The sequence below is a fragment of the Bacillus sp. NPDC094077 genome, from assembly GCF_050279465.1.
In the GTDB taxonomy this organism is placed as follows: domain Bacteria; phylum Bacillota; class Bacilli; order Bacillales; family Bacillaceae_G; genus Bacillus_A.
This window is the reverse complement of sequence record NZ_JBNNUF010000004.1, coordinates 355,699-374,167: the sequence shown is the minus strand read 5'-3', so window position 1 is coordinate 374,167 and position 18,469 is coordinate 355,699. Positions and strand designations below refer to the sequence as shown.

Here is an 18,469-nt window from a genome sequence, read left to right as displayed (position 1 = left end):
CACTGTTATTTTTTATTACGATCCGCATAAACCTCCATCGCATCACACATAAACTGCGCTAACCCTTCACCAAACTTATCGATATTTTTCGTAAAGCGCTCATCCGCGACGTACATTTGACCTAATCCTTTAAAAGCATCTAATGAATATTCTCCAAAGTTTTGCAAGTAATCGTACCATACTTTAATAGCTTCCTGTGCTTCTTTGGAATCAGATGCGCCGTGTCTAAGTGCCGCTAAATTTCTATAAATATTATTAAACTCTTCTTGATTCTCTTTTGACATACCTTTTGCATATTCATTCGCTTTATCTACAGCCGCATCTCCCCATCTTTCACGTGCTTCTTCTTCATATGGGTTATGGCTGAAATCGAATCCTTCAAATTTCTCTTTGTTCGTCATTTCAATCTCTCCTTTTGTATGCTGAATTGTTTTATTAATCGTCGTAATCACCTTATCTAATCTGGCACGCTTTTCAAGAAGCATTTTCTTATGAAGCATAAGTGCCTCTTCGCGATCAAATGATGGACTCATGATAATTTCTTTGATCTTCTTCAAAGGGAAGCCGAGCTCTTTAAAAAACAAGATTTGCTGCAGTGTCTCTAAATTTTCGTCAGAATACAGACGATAGCCCGACTCTGTCGTCTCGTCTGGGGTTAACAACCCAATTTCATCGTAATGATGCAGTGTGCGCACACTAATTCCAACTAAATCCGCTACTTCTTTTACTTTCATTGTCATTTGTATCTCCCCCTTAGTACATACGATAAAGTATGACGCAACGTTAGAGTCAATAAGTAAATGCATTTTCTTGCTAAAAGTTTCATCTCTCCTATATTTCATGCATAATAGATATGTACATATATTAGAAAGCGGTGAAAGTATGGTTTCAAATACTGTAATTGCCAGCATCATCATTCAACTCATTGTCTCGGTTCTGGTCCCAATTATTGTACTCGTTTATTTCCGTAAAAAATATCATATTAGTTGGAAAGTGGTCGGAGTTGGTGTTCTTATTTTTATCGGATTTACTCAAATTCTTGAAACGCCATTCCACCTATTTATGCGCGGAAATCCAGCAATCGCTCCATTTTTAGAAAATCCATTTGTCTTCGCACTTTATGGCGGGCTAACTGCTGGTCTTTTTGAAGAATTAGGACGCTTCGTTGCCTTCTTCTTCCTACTAAAAAAATATCAAGAATATAAAGATGGCTTTGCCTACGGAATTGGACATGGCGGAATAGAGTCCATTTTAATTGGTGGATTCTCTGCATTGCAAGCACTTATATTTGCGAATTCAATTAACAACGGTAGCTTCGCGCAAATGGTTGAAAAAATGCCAGAGCTCAGCCGCCTACAGGATATGTTAATTCAGCAGCCTGCCTATTTATATTTCCTTGGTAGCTTAGAAAGAATTATGGCACTCGTGTTGCAAATTGCCTTTACAATGCTTGTTTTATACGCTGTAAAACAGAAGAAATACATCTACCTTGTGTACGCTATATTATTCCACGCATTCGTAGACTTTTTCGCGGCACTGTACCAAACAAAAACAATCAATATCTTTGCTGCAGAAGGAATTACCCTTCTCTTCACAATTGGCGCTGTCGTTCTTATTCGTAAAATGAAAGAGAAATTAATGAGTGTGCCAGAGTAAAAAATACCCCACCAATTGGTGGGTTATTTTTTGTACAGATTTTCGTAATGATGCTAACTCTTGCCCCCTTACTTCTACATATGTTGTGGACAATTGCATCAGAAAACAAATACTGAATACAATAAATATCATTTTTTTCATACTGGCATCTCAAATTTTCATCCCGCATTAACGGGCAGTAAGACTCCCACCTCAAAATTCGGCGAATGCGAGGGAGTTAAATGGGAGATTAACTGCCCGTAAAAACCCGATTGGTTCAACTAATAATCAGTGGACAAATCCCCCACTGATTAAAGTTTCACTTTATTATCCACATTACTTTTCCACATACTTAGATCACTATGCCCTTTCCAAGAAAAAGGAATTATTTCCACATTTGTCGAAGTATATAGCGTCAACTTGAAAGATGGGGATGAATTATGAAGAAAATTATTGTAATGCGACATTGTTCAGCAACTGGACAAAAATATGATGCCGAATTAACGACTGCCGGAAAAAATCAAGCAAACAATCTTACTACATTCCTCTTAGAAAATCATTTACAAATAGATCATATTATTTCAAGCCCATTTGTCCGAGCTATCGATTCCATTCGGCCCTATGCGCTCCAAGCTAACTTATCTATCCAAGAAGATGAACGATTAGCCGAGCGGGTATTAAGCGATGCTCCAATGGACGATTGGATGCAAAAACTAGAATACACTTTCACAAACATAGATATAGCCTATTCAGGCGGAGAGTCAACAAAACAAGCGATGCATCGTGCCATATCACTCATTAAGGAAGTTTTAGAGCAAAGCCATGAAACAATATTACTCGTTACACACGGAAACTTACTTACACTTATTTTAAAACACTTTAATAACTCTATCGGTTTTAACGAGTGGAAAACTTTAACAAATCCTGATGTTTACGAAATTACAATTGATGAGCAATGTATCATAAAACGATTATGGAACGAATCATCTAAGTAAGATCCCTTTCCAAAACATTCAGTTGACGCCACGAGAAGAGACTGTACTAACAATAGAGAGGGGTATCATTTCATATGTACGAAGACGTACTTTCTTTACTACATAAAACAAATGTTTCTTATGAAAAATTTGAACACGAGCCAGTACTCGATTATGAAACAGATCGTATCGTGCGCGAAAGACTTGGTTTACAAGGTACTCCAAGTAAAAGTTTATTTTTAAAATCAAAATCTGGAGATTACTTCGTATTTTTTACGTTAGAGGGAACTCGGCTTAACCGAGGAGAAATGAAAGAAATAACAGGAGAACGCTTATCGCTCTGTTCTCCAGATGAATTGCGAGAGAAAACTGGCTGCACTCCAGGATGTGTAGCTCCTTTCGGTTATTCACAAGATGTGACGATTATTGTGGACAGTTCCATTTATACTTACAATAAAATTTTAATTACACCTGGTGTACCTGAATTTACAATTGAACTATCCACAGAGGAGTTAAAAAAGATTGTATCAACATGCCCAAATACCGTTTTAGAATATAAACAAAAAGAGAGCTAATGGTTAGCTCTCTTTTTTCATTATTTTGCTTCTGCTGTTTTTTCTTTTGCAGAACGTACTTGCTCGTCCGCATGATAAGAAGAACGTACAAGTGGGCCAGCTTCACAGTGGCTAAATCCTTTGCTAAGTGCAATTTCTTTAAGCTCTGCAAACTCTGCTGGTGGGTAATATTTAAGAACTGGTAAATGCTTCTTAGATGGTTGTAGGTATTGTCCAAGAGTTAAAATATCCACATTGTTTGCACGTAAGTCATCCATTGCTTCAATTAAATCTTCTCTTGTTTCACCTAATCCCACCATAATGCTCGATTTAGTTGGAATATCAGGCTGCATTTCTTTTGCTCGACGTAAAAACTCTAATGAACGGTCATACTTTGCTCTAGCGCGAACTCGGTTAGATAATCGACGTACTGTTTCAATGTTATGGTTTAAAATATCTGGTTTTGCATCCATTAACATTTTTAAGTTTTCTTCTACCCCAGCCATATCAGATGGTAATACTTCAATAGACGTGAATGGGTTTTTACGACGTACAGCTCGTACTGTTTCAGCAAAAACAGCTGCTCCGCCATCCTTTAAATCATCACGTGCAACCGCTGTTATAACAACGTGCTTTAAGCCCATTTGTACTACTGAATCTGCTACGCGTTCTGGTTCTTGTAAATCAAGCTCAGTTGGTAAGCCTGTTTTAACCGCACAAAAACGACAAGCACGTGTACAAACCGCACCTAAAATCATAAATGTTGCTGTTTTTCTTACAGCCCAGCATTCATGAATATTCGGACATTTCGCCTCTTCACAAACGGTATGAAGATTTTTAGAACGCATCATTTTCTTTAAGCCTGTATAGTTTTCATTCGTGTTTAACTTAATTTTCAACCATTCGGGCTTGCGCTTATATTCTGTTTGTTTTGTCATGGTTATCAACTCCGCACAATATGAAATAGTTTACCGTGTTCGCTTCTTTCAATGTAACATATCTATTCTAACGTATGAAAGCGATTTGCTCAAATGAAGATTCTAAGATTTTTTCCAATCGTTCCCTATAATGAAATACTCCGTATATCCCACACTAAAAAGAGTGATGTTGTGAAAGGAGTCTATTTCATGCTTCGAAAAATTTCTCTTTTGCTTTCGATTTGTTTTCTTCTCCACCAAGGCATCGCTTACGGTGAAGACAATCAGCAAAGCATATACGAAAAGCGCATGGCACTATATAAAGAAACCGAGCAATCTTCAGGCATTCCGTGGTATTACTTAGCTGCAATGGATCAATATGAAAGAAATATACGGAGCGTAAGAAAAGATATTCCGAAAAAACCTGATGCCATCATTTCCCTTTATTTCAAACCAGAAATATGGGCTGGACCTGTTAATAGTAACGATACTCTCCCTCATACGATTTCTCTATTTGGCGGAATAGGTTTAGACGGTGACAAAGATGGATTTGCAAATGCAAATAACGACCGTGATCTTCTGCATACAGCAGCGACTATTTTAAAGAAACAAGGAACGTCAGAAGATCGTATTAAAATTATGCTTTGGGAATATTATAGACGCGCAAAAACAGTTGATTTAATTACCGAATACGCCCAAATTTATAAACATTATGGACGTATTAATTTAGAAGGAAATGCTTTCCCTCTCCCGATTCGCAGTGACCATAGCTACCGTAGTACTTTTGGTGCTGGAAGAAGTTTTGGTGGAAGACGAATTCATGAAGGAACCGATATTTTTGCAAGATATGGCGTGCCAGTAAGGTCCACTTGCTATGGCATTATTGAAACGAAAGGCTGGAACCGTCTTGGTGGATGGCGCATCGGCATTCGCGATCTTCATAATAATTACCATTATTACGCTCATTTAGGCGGGTTCTCAAAAGAAATACAGCTTGGACAAATTGTCGAGCCAGGAAAAGTAATTGGATTTGTTGGTAGCACCGGTTACGGCCCTCCCGGCACAGCTGGAAAATTCCCGCCCCACTTACATTTTGGTATCTATAAAGACAATGGTTATACAGAGTGGGCTTTTGATCCATACATGCATTTAAGTCTGTGGGAACGAAAAGAACGAGCGAATACAAAAAAATAACCGTAGCGCATTGCTACGGTTATTTTTTATATGCAGCTAACTATCTATTTTCTTTTTACCTGGTACAACAACACTTCCGCTTCCATAATAGGTAGGCACTTCCCCCTGAACGATACGCGTTGCAATCGGGACATCTTGCTTCACTGTTATTTCTTTCGTATGAAATGGAACAATGATTTGCAATGTTACTTCCATCTCCATAATAATTTGAATCGCTGTAGTATTAATCCCATGCGGCTCAATTTTTTGTTTAATATCCGTATTCACATGACCAATTGTGGTGAAATCAATCGGAATATCTGGTCCTATATTTCCAAGAAGCGCATTATCCGTTACACGACCAAAAGGAACTGCCATCGTTGCTCCGTTTTTTTCAGAAATACCTAGCTCTTTCAAATTCCCTTTTTCTACTTGCTGTAAATATTTTTCTATGTATGTGGTCGTTGATGTTACGATTTCATTTACTTGCTTTGTGTTTAGATTAATTGTGGATACTTTCCCGTTTTTATCATTTTGTACTTTCATTAATGAATCGACATCGAATCCTTCATTAATTCTATCTTTTACCGCCTTCGTCATAACCGCTGTCGCCATTTTATGCGTCTCTACTTCCCCATATTTCATTAATGTTGGCTGAATGCTGTTATTTACAATCCATAATCCTTGCATGAGTAATATCACAAAAAGAATAAACGACATAAGCAGTATGTATCGAAAGGAAATAGGTCCCCTTCGAAACCGCGAATTTCTCGAACGAAATATACTCATAAAAAAAACCTCCTTCTTATATCATTTCTATGCAAGAAGGAGGGACGATATATGCTTATCTCATTTTTAATAGTGCATCTTTTCCAATCGTTCCTACTGGAATGCCTAACGCTTCAGCCCCAGTCGTTACCGATTCTAACGGTGCTTCAAGAAGTTGTTCAATCGTTCTTACCCCAACCGCACGGCCAGCAATAATTCCTCGATCACCTAACTTCTCATTTAAAAGACCTACATCTAATGCACCACACATAATATATCCTTTATCGCTCATTACAGCTAGCAAATTTGTCTTTGGAAGTTTTACGCTAACCGCAATAAACGTATAATTATCAATTATAATTGGCTCTACATTAACCATAGTTCACACTCCTCTCTTTCTTATCTGTATGACAAGAGAAAAATGAGTGTTACAAGGTAACTAGCCTATAGTTTGACGGAAGATGTATGAGTTATCAACATGTCTGTTAACACATCTCTAAGTAGTTCTGGCATATAATATTGTTTATCAGAAAGTGTGGATAGCTCTGGGTATAAGTATCCAAATGTAAACATATCAATCGTTCCTACCGTATATATACGATCTAATTCCAGCGATTCTCCGTTAATCAATACATCTTCCAGTAAAATTTTATTACCAGGAATCATATCTGGAATAACTTCTACACCAGCGTAAATCATTTTCCCCATCACTTTTCCACGAAATCCGAATCCTTTCACCTCAAGATTCTCCATATTCGGGCGACGCGCTTTCAAAATAACTTCCCTTAATGTCTTTCCTGACACTTTCAACGCGCACGGATTAATTGGATGTGGACAAATTCTGTGAATATCTCCGCGCGTCACAACACCTTCTTCTAATCCTTCAAGAAGTACACCAGCATTCACCATTCCAATCTCTGCATCACACCATTTTTTCAGCGCATCTGCTAACATGTGCGAAAATGTCGTCTCATGAAACCAATCAACCGGTAATGGTTCTTTTAAATGAACGACAGGCTCTGCCATTATATGCTTACTTTCCTCTTTTAACATTTCAATTGTGGATAACGGTTCGCTATAAGCACCTAAACGTTCTGTCTTAATCGCTCTACCATCCTTTTTCAAAAGCTGCTTCGTCTCCTTATCCACAGTAAGCTGAACATGCCCAACATAATGTCCCCACTTTTCACAACAGCAAAGTAAAGTATTATTCATAAGAACACCACGCTCAAATAAATGATGCGTATGCGCTCCTAAAATAACATCTATATCATAATGCTCCGCCATATACTCATCCATACTTTTTCCGAGATGAGAAAGGACAACAGTGATATGCGCCTCATCTTTCACTTCTTCTAAAATAGATTCTAAATGCACGATTGGATCTTCAATATGCCAGTCTAACATATGATAAAATTCTGGATACGCTACCGTTAATCCGATAAAAGCAATTGTAATTCCCTCTGTCGTTGTGTGCAATTTATAAGGCTTCGCCCATGCTGGACGCACCCCTTCTTTTTCAAATAAATTCGCTACGAGTACTTCAAATCCAGCATCATCATATAGACGATTTAAATGCTCCTTCGCTAACGTAATTCCTTCGTTATTTCCAATCGTTACATAATCATATAACGCCTCATTTAAAAGCTTTGTATTCCCAAGTCCATTCGTTGCTTCCGAAATACTATGAAAACGATCCACATGATCGCCGATATCAACCGTCAAAACGGTCTCTCCCGCTTCCTGTCTTCGCTTTTTCTCCCTTAGAACAAACCGAGAAATTTGCGGCCAATTTTCAAAATGACTATGTATATCGTTTGTATGATAAAGGTGGATGATTGTTTCTTTATTTGTATTCAGAGAAAAAACCTCCTCTCAGTTCCTTACTGCCATTTACGCTATACGTACGCAATAATCCTGTAAATACTTTTCGTCTTTTCTTGCTATTTTACATTGTACTCGCATTGTGAGAAAAAGCAAAAGATTGCCCTTTTTAATATGAAAAACTTTATATTACTTTTTCTAGTCTATTGATTAGTTTGAGGGGGATTTTCTGTGAAATGATTTAGTTAGTGGGTGAGAGGGGATTTGTCGGGTGGTTTTTTCTGCGGACTTGTCAGTATCTTAACCTTACTTCTAGTTGATCCCTTTATGTATAGGTGCTCCTCTCCTATTTGAATGTTGAGGGGTATATATCCGTCTCCGTTATGTCATAATTTGTCGATAAGTCGATATTCCTTGTCGAACCGTCGATATATTGCAATAATCGCCGATATATTCCGAGTTGTGGTCGATATATTTGAATAATCGCTGATATATTTCACTTGAAACCCACCTGGGTATCCCCCTCCAATCCCAGACACACAACATAAAAAAAGCGCCCTGCACAGCAGGGCGCTTTCTTCATACATATATTAACCAATAGAACCTTCCATCTCAAACTTGATTAGACGGTTCATTTCAACTGCGTATTCCATTGGAAGTTCGCGAGTGAATGGCTCGATGAAGCCCATTACGATCATTTCTGTAGCTTCTTGCTCAGAAATACCGCGGCTCATTAGGTAGAATAATTGTTCTTCTGATACTTTAGATACTTTTGCTTCGTGCTCAAGTGAAACGTAATCGTTTTTGATTTCGTTGTAAGGAATTGTATCAGATGTAGATTGGTTATCCATGATTAACGTGTCACACTCGATGTTAGAGCGAGAGTTTTTCGCTTTTGGTCCGAAGTGTACAATACCACGGTAAGTTACTTTACCACCATGCTTCGCAATCGATTTAGAAACGATTGTTGAAGAAGTGTTTGGTGCTAAGTGAATCATTTTCGCACCAGCATCTTGGTGTTGGCCTTTACCAGCAATCGCGATAGATAATGTTAAACCACGAGCGCCTTCGCCTTTTAAGATAACTGCTGGGTATTTCATCGTTAATTTAGATCCGATGTTACCGTCAATCCATTCCATCGTTGCGTTTTCTTCACAAACCGCACGTTTTGTAACTAGGTTGTATACGTTGTTCGCCCAGTTTTGGATTGTAGTGTAACGGCAATATGCATCTTTCTTAATGATGATTTCTACTACCGCACTGTGAAGTGAGTTAGTTGTGTAAACAGGTGCTGTACAACCTTCTACGTAGTGTACGTGCGCGCCTTCGTCTACGATGATAAGCGTACGCTCGAATTGTCCCATATTTTCAGAGTTAATACGGAAATACGCTTGAAGTGGTGTATCAACTTTAACACCTTTTGGAACGTAGATGAATGATCCACCAGACCAAACTGCAGAGTTTAATGCAGAGAATTTGTTGTCTGTTGGTGGGATTACTTTTCCGAAATGCTCACGGAAAATATCTTCGTTCTCTTTTAATGCGCTATCTGTATCTTTGAAGACGATTCCTAGAGCTTCTAGGTCTTCTTTCATGTTGTGGTATACAACTTCAGATTCGTACTGTGCAGATACACCAGCTAAATATTTTTGCTCAGCCTCTGGAATACCTAATTTATCAAATGTTGCTTTAATTTCATCAGGTACTTCATCCCAAGACTTCTCAGATTTCTCAGATGGTTTTACGTAGTACGTAATTTCATCGAAATCTAAGTCGTTTAAGTCGCCGCCCCATTGTGGCATTGGCATTTCATAGAACTTATCCAGTGATTTTAAACGGAAGTCTAACATCCACTGTGGTTCTTCTTTCATACGTGAAATCTCTTCAACGATCTCTTTTGTTAAACCGCGTCCAGCACGGAAAATCGAAACGTCTTTGTCTTTGAAACCATATTTGTAATCGCCGATATCTGGCAGTTGCTTCGCCATGTTGGTGTGTCCCTCCTTAGATAACCTCGTTTTTAGGAACCTTTAACATTACTTGTCTTCGTTTAAGCCCTTTTCTAACGCTTTCCACGCTAATGTTGCACATTTAATACGTGCAGGGAACTTGCATACGCCTTGTAATGCTTCAATATCTCCTAAATCAATGCTGTCATCGTACTCTTTTCCTAGCATCATGTCAGAGAAAATTTTCGAAAGCTGAAGTGCTTCTTCAATTTTCTTTCCTTTTACTGCTTGTGTCATCATTGAAGCTGAAGACATTGAGATGGAACATCCTTCGCCTTCAAACTTCGCCTCTTGTACAATACCCTCTTCTACTTTCATCGTAAGTTGAATACGATCGCCGCAAGTTGGATTGTTCAAGTTAACGGTAACACTATCTTCTAACACGCCATGGTTACGAGGATTTTTGTAATGATCCATAATAACTTGACGATATAACGTATCTAAATTATTAAATGACATTTGTGAAATACTCCTTTGTCTTGATTAGCGATTCAACAAATGTATCAATTTCTTCTTTTGTATTATATAAATAGAAGCTCGCACGTGCTGTTGAAGAAGCTTTTAGCCACTTCATAAGCGGTTGTGCACAGTGGTGTCCTGCGCGAACCGCGATACCTTCTACATCTAATACAGTTGCTACATCATGAGGATGTACGTCTTCAATATTAAATGTAACAAGACCAGCGCGATGCTTTGGACCATAAATTGTAACGCCATCTACTTCTGATAGTCTTTCTAAAGCGTATTGCGCTAATTCATGCTCATGCTTTTCAATATTATCAAGACCGATTTCTTCTAGGAAATCAATTGCCGCACCAAGTCCGATTGCATTACCGATAATCGGTGTACCTGCTTCAAACTTCCACGGAAGCTCTTTCCAAGTAGATTCTTGTAAATCTACGAAATCAATCATTTCACCGCCAAATTCAATTGGCTCCATATTGTTTAGCAATTCTTTCTTACCATATAATACGCCGATACCTGTAGGTCCGCACATCTTATGAGCAGATAATGCGTAGAAATCACAGTTTAAATCTTGTACATCTACTTTCATATGAGGTGTACTTTGTGCACCATCAACGACCATAATTGCGCCATTTTCGTGTGCGATTGCTCCGATTTCTTTTACAGGGTTAATCGTTCCAAGTACGTTAGACACATACATGATAGAAACGATTTTTGTATTCGGTGTAATTGTTTGACGAGCATCTTCTATTGAAATTGTCCCATCTGGTTGAAGTGGAAGATATTTTAAAGTTGCGCCAGTTTTCTTTGCAACTTGCTGCCACGGAATGATGTTACTATGGTGCTCCATGTAAGAAATAACGATTTCATCGCCTTCTTTTACATTTTCAAGACCATAGCTAGCCGCTACTGTATTTAATGCAGTTGTCGTTCCGCGCGTGAAAATAATCTCTTCCATTGATTTCGCGTTAATAAACTTGCGAACTTTCTCACGTGCACCTTCATACGCGTCGGTAGCTTTCGTACCTAGCGTATGAACACCGCGATGCACGTTAGAATTATATTCTTTATAGTAACGTTCTAACGTTTCAATGACTTGAATTGGTTTTTGAGAAGTTGCTGCACTATCGAAATAAACAAGTTGTTTGCCGTTCACTTTTTGATCAAGAATTGGAAACTGTTTGCGTATTTCATGAATATTCATTAGCGAACTTTCCTTTCAATTACCTCAACAAGCTGTGCTTTTACTCCTTCAATTGGAAGCTCATTTACTACAGGTGCTAAGAATCCATGGATGACTAAACGTTCTGCTTCGCGTTTTGGAATACCACGGCTCATTAAGTAGTATAGTTGAGTTGGATCTACGCGACCTACTGAAGCTGCGTGACCTGCCATTACATCATCTTCATCAATTAAAAGAATTGGGTTTGCATCACCACGAGCTTTCTCATCTAACATAAGAACGCGAGAAGATTGTTGTGCATTTGATTTGGATGCACCGTGTTCAATCTTACCAATTCCGTTAAAGATAGATGTTGCACTATCTTTTTGTACACCGTGTTTTAAGATGAAACCTTCAGAGTGTTTACCGAAGTGAACAACTTTAGTTGTAAAGTTTTGTGTTTGGTTACCACGGCCAATTGTTACTGTTTTTGTATCAGCAAATGAACCGTCTCCCATTAAGTTCGTAACGTTCTCTGAAATTGTATTTCCGTCATTCATAAGGCCTAGAGCCCAATCAATGCGGCCGTCGCGTCCTACTACACCGCGGCGGTTAACGTAAGTTGTTACGTCTTTTGCTAATAGATCAACCGCACCAAATTTCACTTGTGCGCCTTGTTCCACGATTACTTCTGCTACGATATTTGCAATACCTTTTGCATTTTCATTTGCAACGTAGTTTTCTACATAAGTTGAAGTACTGTTCGCATCAGCTACGAATAATACGTGGTTATATACGTTAGCTTCTTCGCCGTCTACTAAGAATACAGCTTGAAGTGGAGTTTCAAGAACAACGTTTTTCGGAACATATACGAATGCACCGCCGTTGATTAATGCAGCATGAAGTGCAGTTAGACGATGTTCGTCTACTTTCACGCCGTCTTTCATTAAGTACTTTTGTACTAGTTCAGCATGCTCAGTTGCTGCTGTTACGATGTCTGTAAAAATAACACCTTTTTCTTTTGCTTCGTCTGCTAAAGAAACAAACGCAGTCGTACCAGTGCGTTGTACTAATACGCTGTTATTTTCATCGATTAAGTTTTTCACTGCTTCTGGAAGTTCAGTTAAAGAACTTACAGGCTCTTGCTTAGCAGCGTCGCCTTTTCCGATAAAGTCCCATTTATCAATTTTCGTTTTATCAGGCGTTGGCATTGGAAGTTCAGTTGCTTGTGCAAGAGCTTGTAAGCGGAACTCAGTCAACCAAGCAGCTTCGTTTACTTCGCTTGCGCGCTGACGGATTGTTTCTTGATCGAAAGGTAATGTACCGATTGTCATGTTTATGCTCCTCTCTTACGCTTCTTGCTCTGCTGTTTCGTCTTCAATACCTAATTCTTTTTTAATCCAGTCGTAACCTTCAGCTTCTAGACGTTGTGCAAGCTCAGGGCCACCAGATTTAACGATACGACCGTTCATCATAACGTGAACGAAGTCTGGAGTGATGTAGTTTAATAAACGTTGGTAATGCGTAATCATTAGGCAACCAAACTCTTCGCCGCGCATTTCGTTAATACCTTTAGATACAACTTTTAATGCATCGATATCAAGACCAGAGTCGATTTCGTCTAAGATTGCGATTTTTGGCTCAATCATCATTAATTGAAGAATTTCGTTACGTTTTTTCTCACCGCCAGAGAAACCTTCATTTAAGTAACGTTGTGCCATTTCTGGATCCATTTCTAGGAATTCCATGTTTTTATCTAACGTACGGATAAATTTCATAAGAGAAATTTCATCGCCTTCTTCACGACGTGCGTTAATTGCAGAACGTAAGAAGTCAGCGTTTGTAACTCCGCTAATTTCACTTGGATATTGCATTGCTAAGAATAGACCTGCTTGTGCGCGCTCGTCTACTTCCATTTCTAATACATCTTCACCGTCGATGATGATGCTACCTTCTGTTACTTCATACTTTGGGTGACCCATAATTGCAGAAGATAAAGTTGATTTACCTGTTCCGTTAGGTCCCATAATTGCGTGGATTTCTCCACCTTTTACTTCAAGGTTTACACCTTTTAAAATTTCTTTGCCGTCAATTGATACGTGTAAGTCTTTAACCGTTAATGTAGAACCAGCCATCTCAATACCTCCATTAATCCTATATATACATTTTAAAAATTCCTAAAACGTTCATATTCTCATTTTATTCTCATTCTAATTTTATATCAAATAAAATGATATCGCAAACGACGAAAAAAAGTAACAATTTTTTCACAAATGTATATAAGTATTTCCTTTGCATCTGTCTATGATACACCTTTCTTCTTATTTATATAAAGAAAAAAGGACTGGGAATTCCCCAGTCCTTTCCTTATATTTATTCACTTACAGGAAGCACAGCACCTTTATATTCTTTATTAATAAAATCTTGAATTTCTTTTGAATGTAGTACTTCCACTAGCTCTTTAATTTCTTTTTTCTTCTCATCGCCTTTACGAACCGCAATAATATTTGCATATGGAGAGTCTGATCCTTCAATTGCAATTGCATCCTTCGTTGGATTTAATTTTGCATCAATTGCGTAGTTTGAATTAATGAATAAAGCGTCTCCCTCATTATTTTCATACAGCTTCGGTGAAAGACCCGGTTCTACATCTGTTTTAAACTTTAAATTTTTGGGGTTTTCCACAACATCTTTTACTGTCGCCTTAACAACATCTACACCATCTTTTAATTTAATAACGCCGCCTTTTTGTAATAAAGCTAGCATACGGCCACGCTCAGCTACGTTATTACTCATAATTACTGTTCCGCCATCTGGTAGATCTTTTAAGCTTTTATATTTCTTAGAATAAATGCCTATTGGCTCTAAATGAATTTTCCCTGCATTTACAATTTTGTACCCTTTTTCTTGAATCTCTTTATCTAGATAAGGGATATGTTGAAAATAATTTGCGTCAATTTCTTTATCCGCTAACGCTTTATTCGGTAACACATAATCTTGGAATTTTTTAATCTCTAATTTAATACCTTTTTTCTCTAATATCGGCTGTGCCTTTTCTAAAATAACAGCGTGCGGCACGTTAGAAGCTCCAACGACCAGCTTATTCTCCTCTTTCCCACCACAAGCGGCTAATGTAAATACGGATATTGCTGTAACAACTGATAGTATAATCTTTTTCATATAATGTCCCCTTCTCCCCTATAGCTATGTAGGTATGAAAAAGAGCTGGCATACACCAGCCCTTCTGCAAACAATTATTCTTTTATAGGAACAACTGCCCCTTTATATTCTTTCTTAATAAAGTCTTCAATCTCTTTAGAATGCAGTACTTCTATAAGAGCTTTAATCTCTTTTTTATCTTTATCGCCTTTACGAACAACTACTACGTTTGCGTATGGAGAATCATTTCCTTCAATTGCAATTGCATCTTTTTCTGGGTTTAATTTCGCATCAATCGCATAGTTAGAGTTAATTAAAACTGCATCGCCCTCTTTATTGTTATACACTTGTGGTAATAAACCAGGCTCGATATCCGTTTTGAATTTTAAGTTTTTCGGATTATCTGCAATATCTTTTGGAGTTGCTTTAACTGGATCTATTCCGTCTTTAATTTTTAAAATGCCTTCTTTTTGTAAAATTGCTAAACCACGTCCATGGTCAGTAACAGAATTACTCATAATAATTGTCGCCCCGTCTGGAAGCTCTTTTAAGCTCTTATATTTTTGAGAGTATACACCAATCGGTTCTAAGTGAATTTTTCCTGCTATTTCAAAATCATATTTCTTATCTTTCATTTCTTTTTCTAAATACGGAATGTGCTGGAAGTAGTTTGCATCTATTTCCTTATCTGCTAACGATTTATTCGGTAACACGTAGTCTTGGAATTTTTTTATTTCTAAATCAATTCCTTTTTTCTCAAGTAACGGTTTTGCCTTTTCTAAAATAACAGCGTGCGGTACGTTAGAAGCCCCAACAACTAGTTTCTTTTCATCTTTATCTTTCCCACCACAAGCAGCTAACCCGAAAATTGAAGTTGAAATAAGTGCTGTAAGTAATAATTTTTTCATTTGAAATACCCTCCCGTTTTCATTATCTTTTATCTATTCGAGTCGTTACACTATCACCAATCCATTGAATTAAAAATACAACGAGTAATACACAAATTGTCGCAACGATTGTTACATCGTTATTCCCGCGCTGGAACCCTTCTAAGTAAGCAAGTGTTCCAAGGCCACCAGCACCAACAACACCTGCCATTGCCGTATAGCCTACTAAAGCAATTGTCGTTACCGTAATCCCCGATACTAATGCTGGTAACGATTCTGGAATTAACACTTTCAAAATAATTGTGCTTGTTTTTGCACCCATCGCTTTTGAAGCTTCAATTACGCCTTTATCAATTTCACGAAGTGCGATTTCAACCATTCTTGCATAAAATGGTGCTGCGCCGATAATTAAAGCTGGCAGTGCTGCACTCGCTCCAAGAATCGTTCCAAGAAGAATCTTTGTGAATGGGATTAATAAAATAATTAAAATGATAAATGGTATAGAACGGAAAATATTGACGAACGCTCCAATCGCCGTGTTAACCGCTTTGTTTTCCCATAAATTATCTTTCGTTGTCATAAATAGTAATAGTCCTAAAATAAGTCCTAAAACAAATGTGGCAAGCGCTGCGATTGCCGTCATATATAGTGTTTCACCTGTTGCTTCTAACATTTGATTCCAATCAACATTTGCAAGTAATTTATCCATGTGCAATCACCTCCAGCTCTACTTGATCTTGATGAATTCCTTCTATTGCTTGCTGGATCGCTGTTTCCTCACCATTTAAATGAACGACTAAACTACCGTAAGAACCGTTATTCGTTTGTGCGATATTTCCTTGCAGAATGCTAACTTCTATATCACTGCGTTGCATTAATCTTTGAAGTACCGGTCTCTCTACAGCTTCACCGATAAACTGCAAGCGAATTACTTTTCCATCTGGGTACTTTTCAATTAAACTTTCAATCGTTTCATTTGTATCTTCAGAATCAGTTAACTGCTGTACAAATCGTTTCGTAATGTCCTGCTGCGGATTACGGAATACATCAAGTACTGGACCCGTTTCTACAATCTTTCCTCTCTCCATTACCGCCACTCGATTACAAATCTTTCGAATCACGTGCATTTCATGTGTAATTAGTACAATTGTTAAACCGAGACGCTTATTAATATCTAATAGTAAATCTAAAATTTGATCCGTCGTTTCTGGATCAAGAGCTGACGTTGCTTCATCACATAAAAGTACTTGTGGATTGTTCGCTAATGCTCTTGCAATTCCGACGCGCTGCTTTTGTCCACCACTTAACTGAGATGGGTACGCGTCTCCTCTTCCTTCTAATCCAACGAGGCGAATTAACTCTTCTACACGCTCTTTTCTCTTCGTCTTATCAACACCCGCAATCTCAAGTGGAAATGCAATGTTTTCACGCACAGTTCGTGACCAAAGTAAGTTAAAGTGCTGAAAAATCATTCCGATTTCTTGTCTCGCTTTACGAAGTTCACTTCCTGTAATTGCTGAAATCACACGATTTGCAATTGTAATTTGGCCAGAAGTTGGTTTCTCTAACTGATTAAACAATCGGATTAAAGAACTTTTCCCAGCGCCACTATATCCAATAACACCAAAGATTTCACCTTTTTCTATCTTTAAATTGGCGTTATCTACAGCAGTGACATCACCGCTTTTTGCCTTATATATTTTCTTTACATTTTCTAATAAGATCATGATGTTCACCCCTTTTTTGTTTGGATAGACTCCGCAATTTTTTTATTTTCGATGCGTGTAGTCCACCGTTATAACTACTTTTATTGTTTGAAGTCCTCCTTCAAACAACAAAAAAACCTTTCCGCTTTAGAGAAGCAGAAAGGTTTATATGCGTATATAACAACATTATCCCTCTCTCTCATCTCTCAAAGCATTTGCTTTGCAGGAATTGGCACCATTTCAACATAAGTTGACGGTTGCCGGGCTTCACAGGGCACAGTCCCTCCACCTCTCTTGATAAGAGAAATCAGATTTAATTTTCGTCTGATTTGTAATTTATGAAATTGTCTATATTTTATGAATTGAATTGTATCAATATCCGCACGGCGTGTCAACAGAAATTTTCGCAAAAAAAGAAACTTCAGAATTTTAAGCACCTACTGACATCGGTTTACATATATGAAACATCGATTCAACTAATAACATCGTTCGATACGTTCCCGCATATTGTACACGCCCATCGTTCATTAACGTCTGCAATCTTACATTTCCGCTTACCAAGCGTTCTACATCCTCTTCATCTACACAAACGATTTGTTCCGTTCCTCTTTCCTCTTTCAACAGCTCTATATAATCCCTTGAAATTTGTAATGAACAACTCTCATCTCCAAAACGAAAATTAACAGTTTTTTCTCCTTGTCTTAAAAGTGGTTCTAAATGATATTGACCATTAGCGTAATTTACAAATGATTGTAGCAAAGAATATAATTTCACCCTAAATCACATCCTTCATATCACTTTCTATTACATACCATTCCCTCTTACTAAAGAGCAATCCTGTTACTTTCGCTCGACAAATACTGTAGCCACCCCGCCTCTCGACATATTTCCCAAGAAATATGTCGAGGCGGCAAAATTTTTGCCGCCTACTTTAATTCCGTATATAAATATTCAACCGAATGAAATGCATATATTTTCTTCATCAGTGTCCCATTTTCAAAAATAAGTAAACAAGGTACACTTTCGATCCCATACTCTTTCGCTAAATGCGGAGCGTAATTTAAATCTAACATCCCAATTTTCAAATCTTCAATCGTCAGCTCAACGACTGTTAACATCTTTTTTGCTAATTGGCATGTTCCGCACATTGGCGTATACACATATAACACTGTTTTTTCTTCGTTTTCTATTAGGGCTGTAGCTTCGGCTCCTGTCCAATCAATCACTTCTATCATT

At 37.9% G+C, this 18,469-nt stretch carries 20 protein-coding genes and 1 riboswitch; of the genes, 4 read left to right on the top strand and 16 right to left on the bottom strand.

Annotated features, from left to right (window positions below; genetic code table 11):
- Positions 1–5: 5 nt before the first annotated feature.
- Positions 6–740: a MerR family transcriptional regulator gene (locus ACQKNR_RS13635; RefSeq protein WP_427318377.1), complete on the bottom strand. Its 735-nt coding sequence runs from the start codon at positions 738–740 to the stop codon at positions 6–8.
- 100 nt (positions 741–840) lie between these two features.
- Between ACQKNR_RS13635 and ACQKNR_RS13630 the strand changes: the two genes are divergently transcribed.
- The 3 genes from ACQKNR_RS13630 (at position 841) to ACQKNR_RS13620 (ending at position 3,184) form a co-directional block, all read left to right on the top strand.
- The gene (locus ACQKNR_RS13630; RefSeq protein ID WP_427318443.1) at positions 841–1,656 is read left to right on the top strand and encodes a YhfC family intramembrane metalloprotease; all 816 of its coding nucleotides are present in this window, start codon (positions 841–843) and stop codon (positions 1,654–1,656) included.
- Positions 1,657–2,075: 419 nt separating this feature from the next.
- A complete protein-coding gene (locus ACQKNR_RS13625; RefSeq protein ID WP_427318376.1) occupies positions 2,076–2,630 on the top strand; it encodes a histidine phosphatase family protein in 555 nt (184 codons plus the stop codon).
- Positions 2,631–2,704: 74 nt separating this feature from the next.
- Entirely contained in the window at positions 2,705–3,184 is a 480-nt protein-coding gene (locus ACQKNR_RS13620) for a YbaK/EbsC family protein (RefSeq protein WP_427318375.1), read from the top strand.
- 20 nt (positions 3,185–3,204) lie between these two features.
- On the opposite strand, the gene lipA is transcribed toward ACQKNR_RS13620, so the two are convergent.
- Positions 3,205–4,101, bottom strand: a complete 897-nt coding sequence (gene lipA / locus ACQKNR_RS13615; RefSeq protein WP_000166368.1) for a lipoyl synthase — start codon at positions 4,099–4,101, stop codon at positions 3,205–3,207.
- Between the two features lie 189 nt (positions 4,102–4,290).
- On the opposite strand from lipA, the gene ACQKNR_RS13610 reads away from it, so the two are divergent.
- Entirely contained in the window at positions 4,291–5,274 is a 984-nt protein-coding gene (locus ACQKNR_RS13610; protein WP_427318374.1) for a M23 family metallopeptidase, read from the top strand.
- Between the two features lie 36 nt (positions 5,275–5,310).
- Here ACQKNR_RS13610 and yunB read toward each other — a convergent pair whose 3' ends face one another.
- The 14 genes from yunB to ACQKNR_RS13540 form a co-directional block, all read right to left on the bottom strand.
- Entirely contained in the window at positions 5,311–6,042 is a 732-nt protein-coding gene (yunB, locus tag ACQKNR_RS13605; protein ID WP_427318373.1) for a sporulation protein YunB, read from the bottom strand.
- Positions 6,043–6,097: 55 nt separating this feature from the next.
- Positions 6,098–6,400 (bottom strand): YunC family protein, encoded by a 303-nt coding sequence (locus tag ACQKNR_RS13600; protein ID WP_002015926.1) that lies wholly within the window; start codon positions 6,398–6,400, stop codon positions 6,098–6,100.
- Between the two features lie 65 nt (positions 6,401–6,465).
- Positions 6,466–7,857 (bottom strand): bifunctional metallophosphatase/5'-nucleotidase, encoded by a 1,392-nt coding sequence (locus ACQKNR_RS13595; RefSeq protein WP_427318442.1) that lies wholly within the window; start codon positions 7,855–7,857, stop codon positions 6,466–6,468.
- 578 nt (positions 7,858–8,435) lie between these two features.
- Positions 8,436–9,833: a Fe-S cluster assembly protein SufB gene (sufB, locus tag ACQKNR_RS13590; RefSeq protein WP_001118827.1), complete on the bottom strand. Its 1,398-nt coding sequence runs from the start codon at positions 9,831–9,833 to the stop codon at positions 8,436–8,438.
- A gap of 48 nt (positions 9,834–9,881) precedes the next feature.
- Entirely contained in the window at positions 9,882–10,313 is a 432-nt protein-coding gene (gene sufU, locus ACQKNR_RS13585) for a Fe-S cluster assembly sulfur transfer protein SufU (protein ID WP_000009523.1), read from the bottom strand.
- The gene (gene sufS, locus ACQKNR_RS13580; protein ID WP_001020761.1) at positions 10,303–11,523 is read right to left on the bottom strand and encodes a cysteine desulfurase SufS; all 1,221 of its coding nucleotides are present in this window, start codon (positions 11,521–11,523) and stop codon (positions 10,303–10,305) included. The genes sufU and sufS overlap by 11 nt, the downstream gene beginning before the upstream one ends.
- Positions 11,523–12,815 (bottom strand): Fe-S cluster assembly protein SufD, encoded by a 1,293-nt coding sequence (gene sufD / locus ACQKNR_RS13575; protein WP_427318372.1) that lies wholly within the window; start codon positions 12,813–12,815, stop codon positions 11,523–11,525. The genes sufS and sufD overlap by 1 nt, the downstream gene beginning before the upstream one ends.
- A gap of 15 nt (positions 12,816–12,830) precedes the next feature.
- On the bottom strand, positions 12,831–13,616 hold the full coding sequence (sufC, locus tag ACQKNR_RS13570; RefSeq protein ID WP_000929159.1) for a Fe-S cluster assembly ATPase SufC: 786 nt from the start codon (positions 13,614–13,616) through the stop codon (positions 12,831–12,833).
- A gap of 238 nt (positions 13,617–13,854) precedes the next feature.
- Entirely contained in the window at positions 13,855–14,661 is an 807-nt protein-coding gene (metQ, locus tag ACQKNR_RS13565) for a methionine ABC transporter substrate-binding lipoprotein MetQ (RefSeq protein WP_427318371.1), read from the bottom strand.
- A 74-nt stretch (positions 14,662–14,735) separates the two neighbouring features.
- On the bottom strand, positions 14,736–15,548 hold the full coding sequence (gene metQ / locus ACQKNR_RS13560) for a methionine ABC transporter substrate-binding lipoprotein MetQ (RefSeq protein WP_427318370.1): 813 nt from the start codon (positions 15,546–15,548) through the stop codon (positions 14,736–14,738).
- 22 nt (positions 15,549–15,570) lie between these two features.
- Positions 15,571–16,236 (bottom strand): methionine ABC transporter permease, encoded by a 666-nt coding sequence (locus ACQKNR_RS13555; protein WP_427318369.1) that lies wholly within the window; start codon positions 16,234–16,236, stop codon positions 15,571–15,573.
- Positions 16,229–17,254, bottom strand: coding sequence for a methionine ABC transporter ATP-binding protein (locus tag ACQKNR_RS13550; RefSeq protein ID WP_427318368.1), 1,026 nt, complete (start codon positions 17,252–17,254; stop codon positions 16,229–16,231). Before ACQKNR_RS13550 ends, ACQKNR_RS13555 begins: the two co-directional genes overlap by 8 nt.
- 175 nt (positions 17,255–17,429) lie before the next feature.
- Positions 17,430–17,537, bottom strand: a riboswitch (SAM riboswitch).
- A 125-nt stretch (positions 17,538–17,662) separates the two neighbouring features.
- Positions 17,663–18,007, bottom strand: coding sequence for a hypothetical protein (locus tag ACQKNR_RS13545; protein WP_427318367.1), 345 nt, complete (start codon positions 18,005–18,007; stop codon positions 17,663–17,665).
- A 152-nt stretch (positions 18,008–18,159) separates the two neighbouring features.
- Positions 18,160–18,468 (bottom strand): thioredoxin family protein, encoded by a 309-nt coding sequence (locus ACQKNR_RS13540; protein ID WP_427318366.1) that lies wholly within the window; start codon positions 18,466–18,468, stop codon positions 18,160–18,162.
- Position 18,469: the final 1 nt, after the last annotated feature.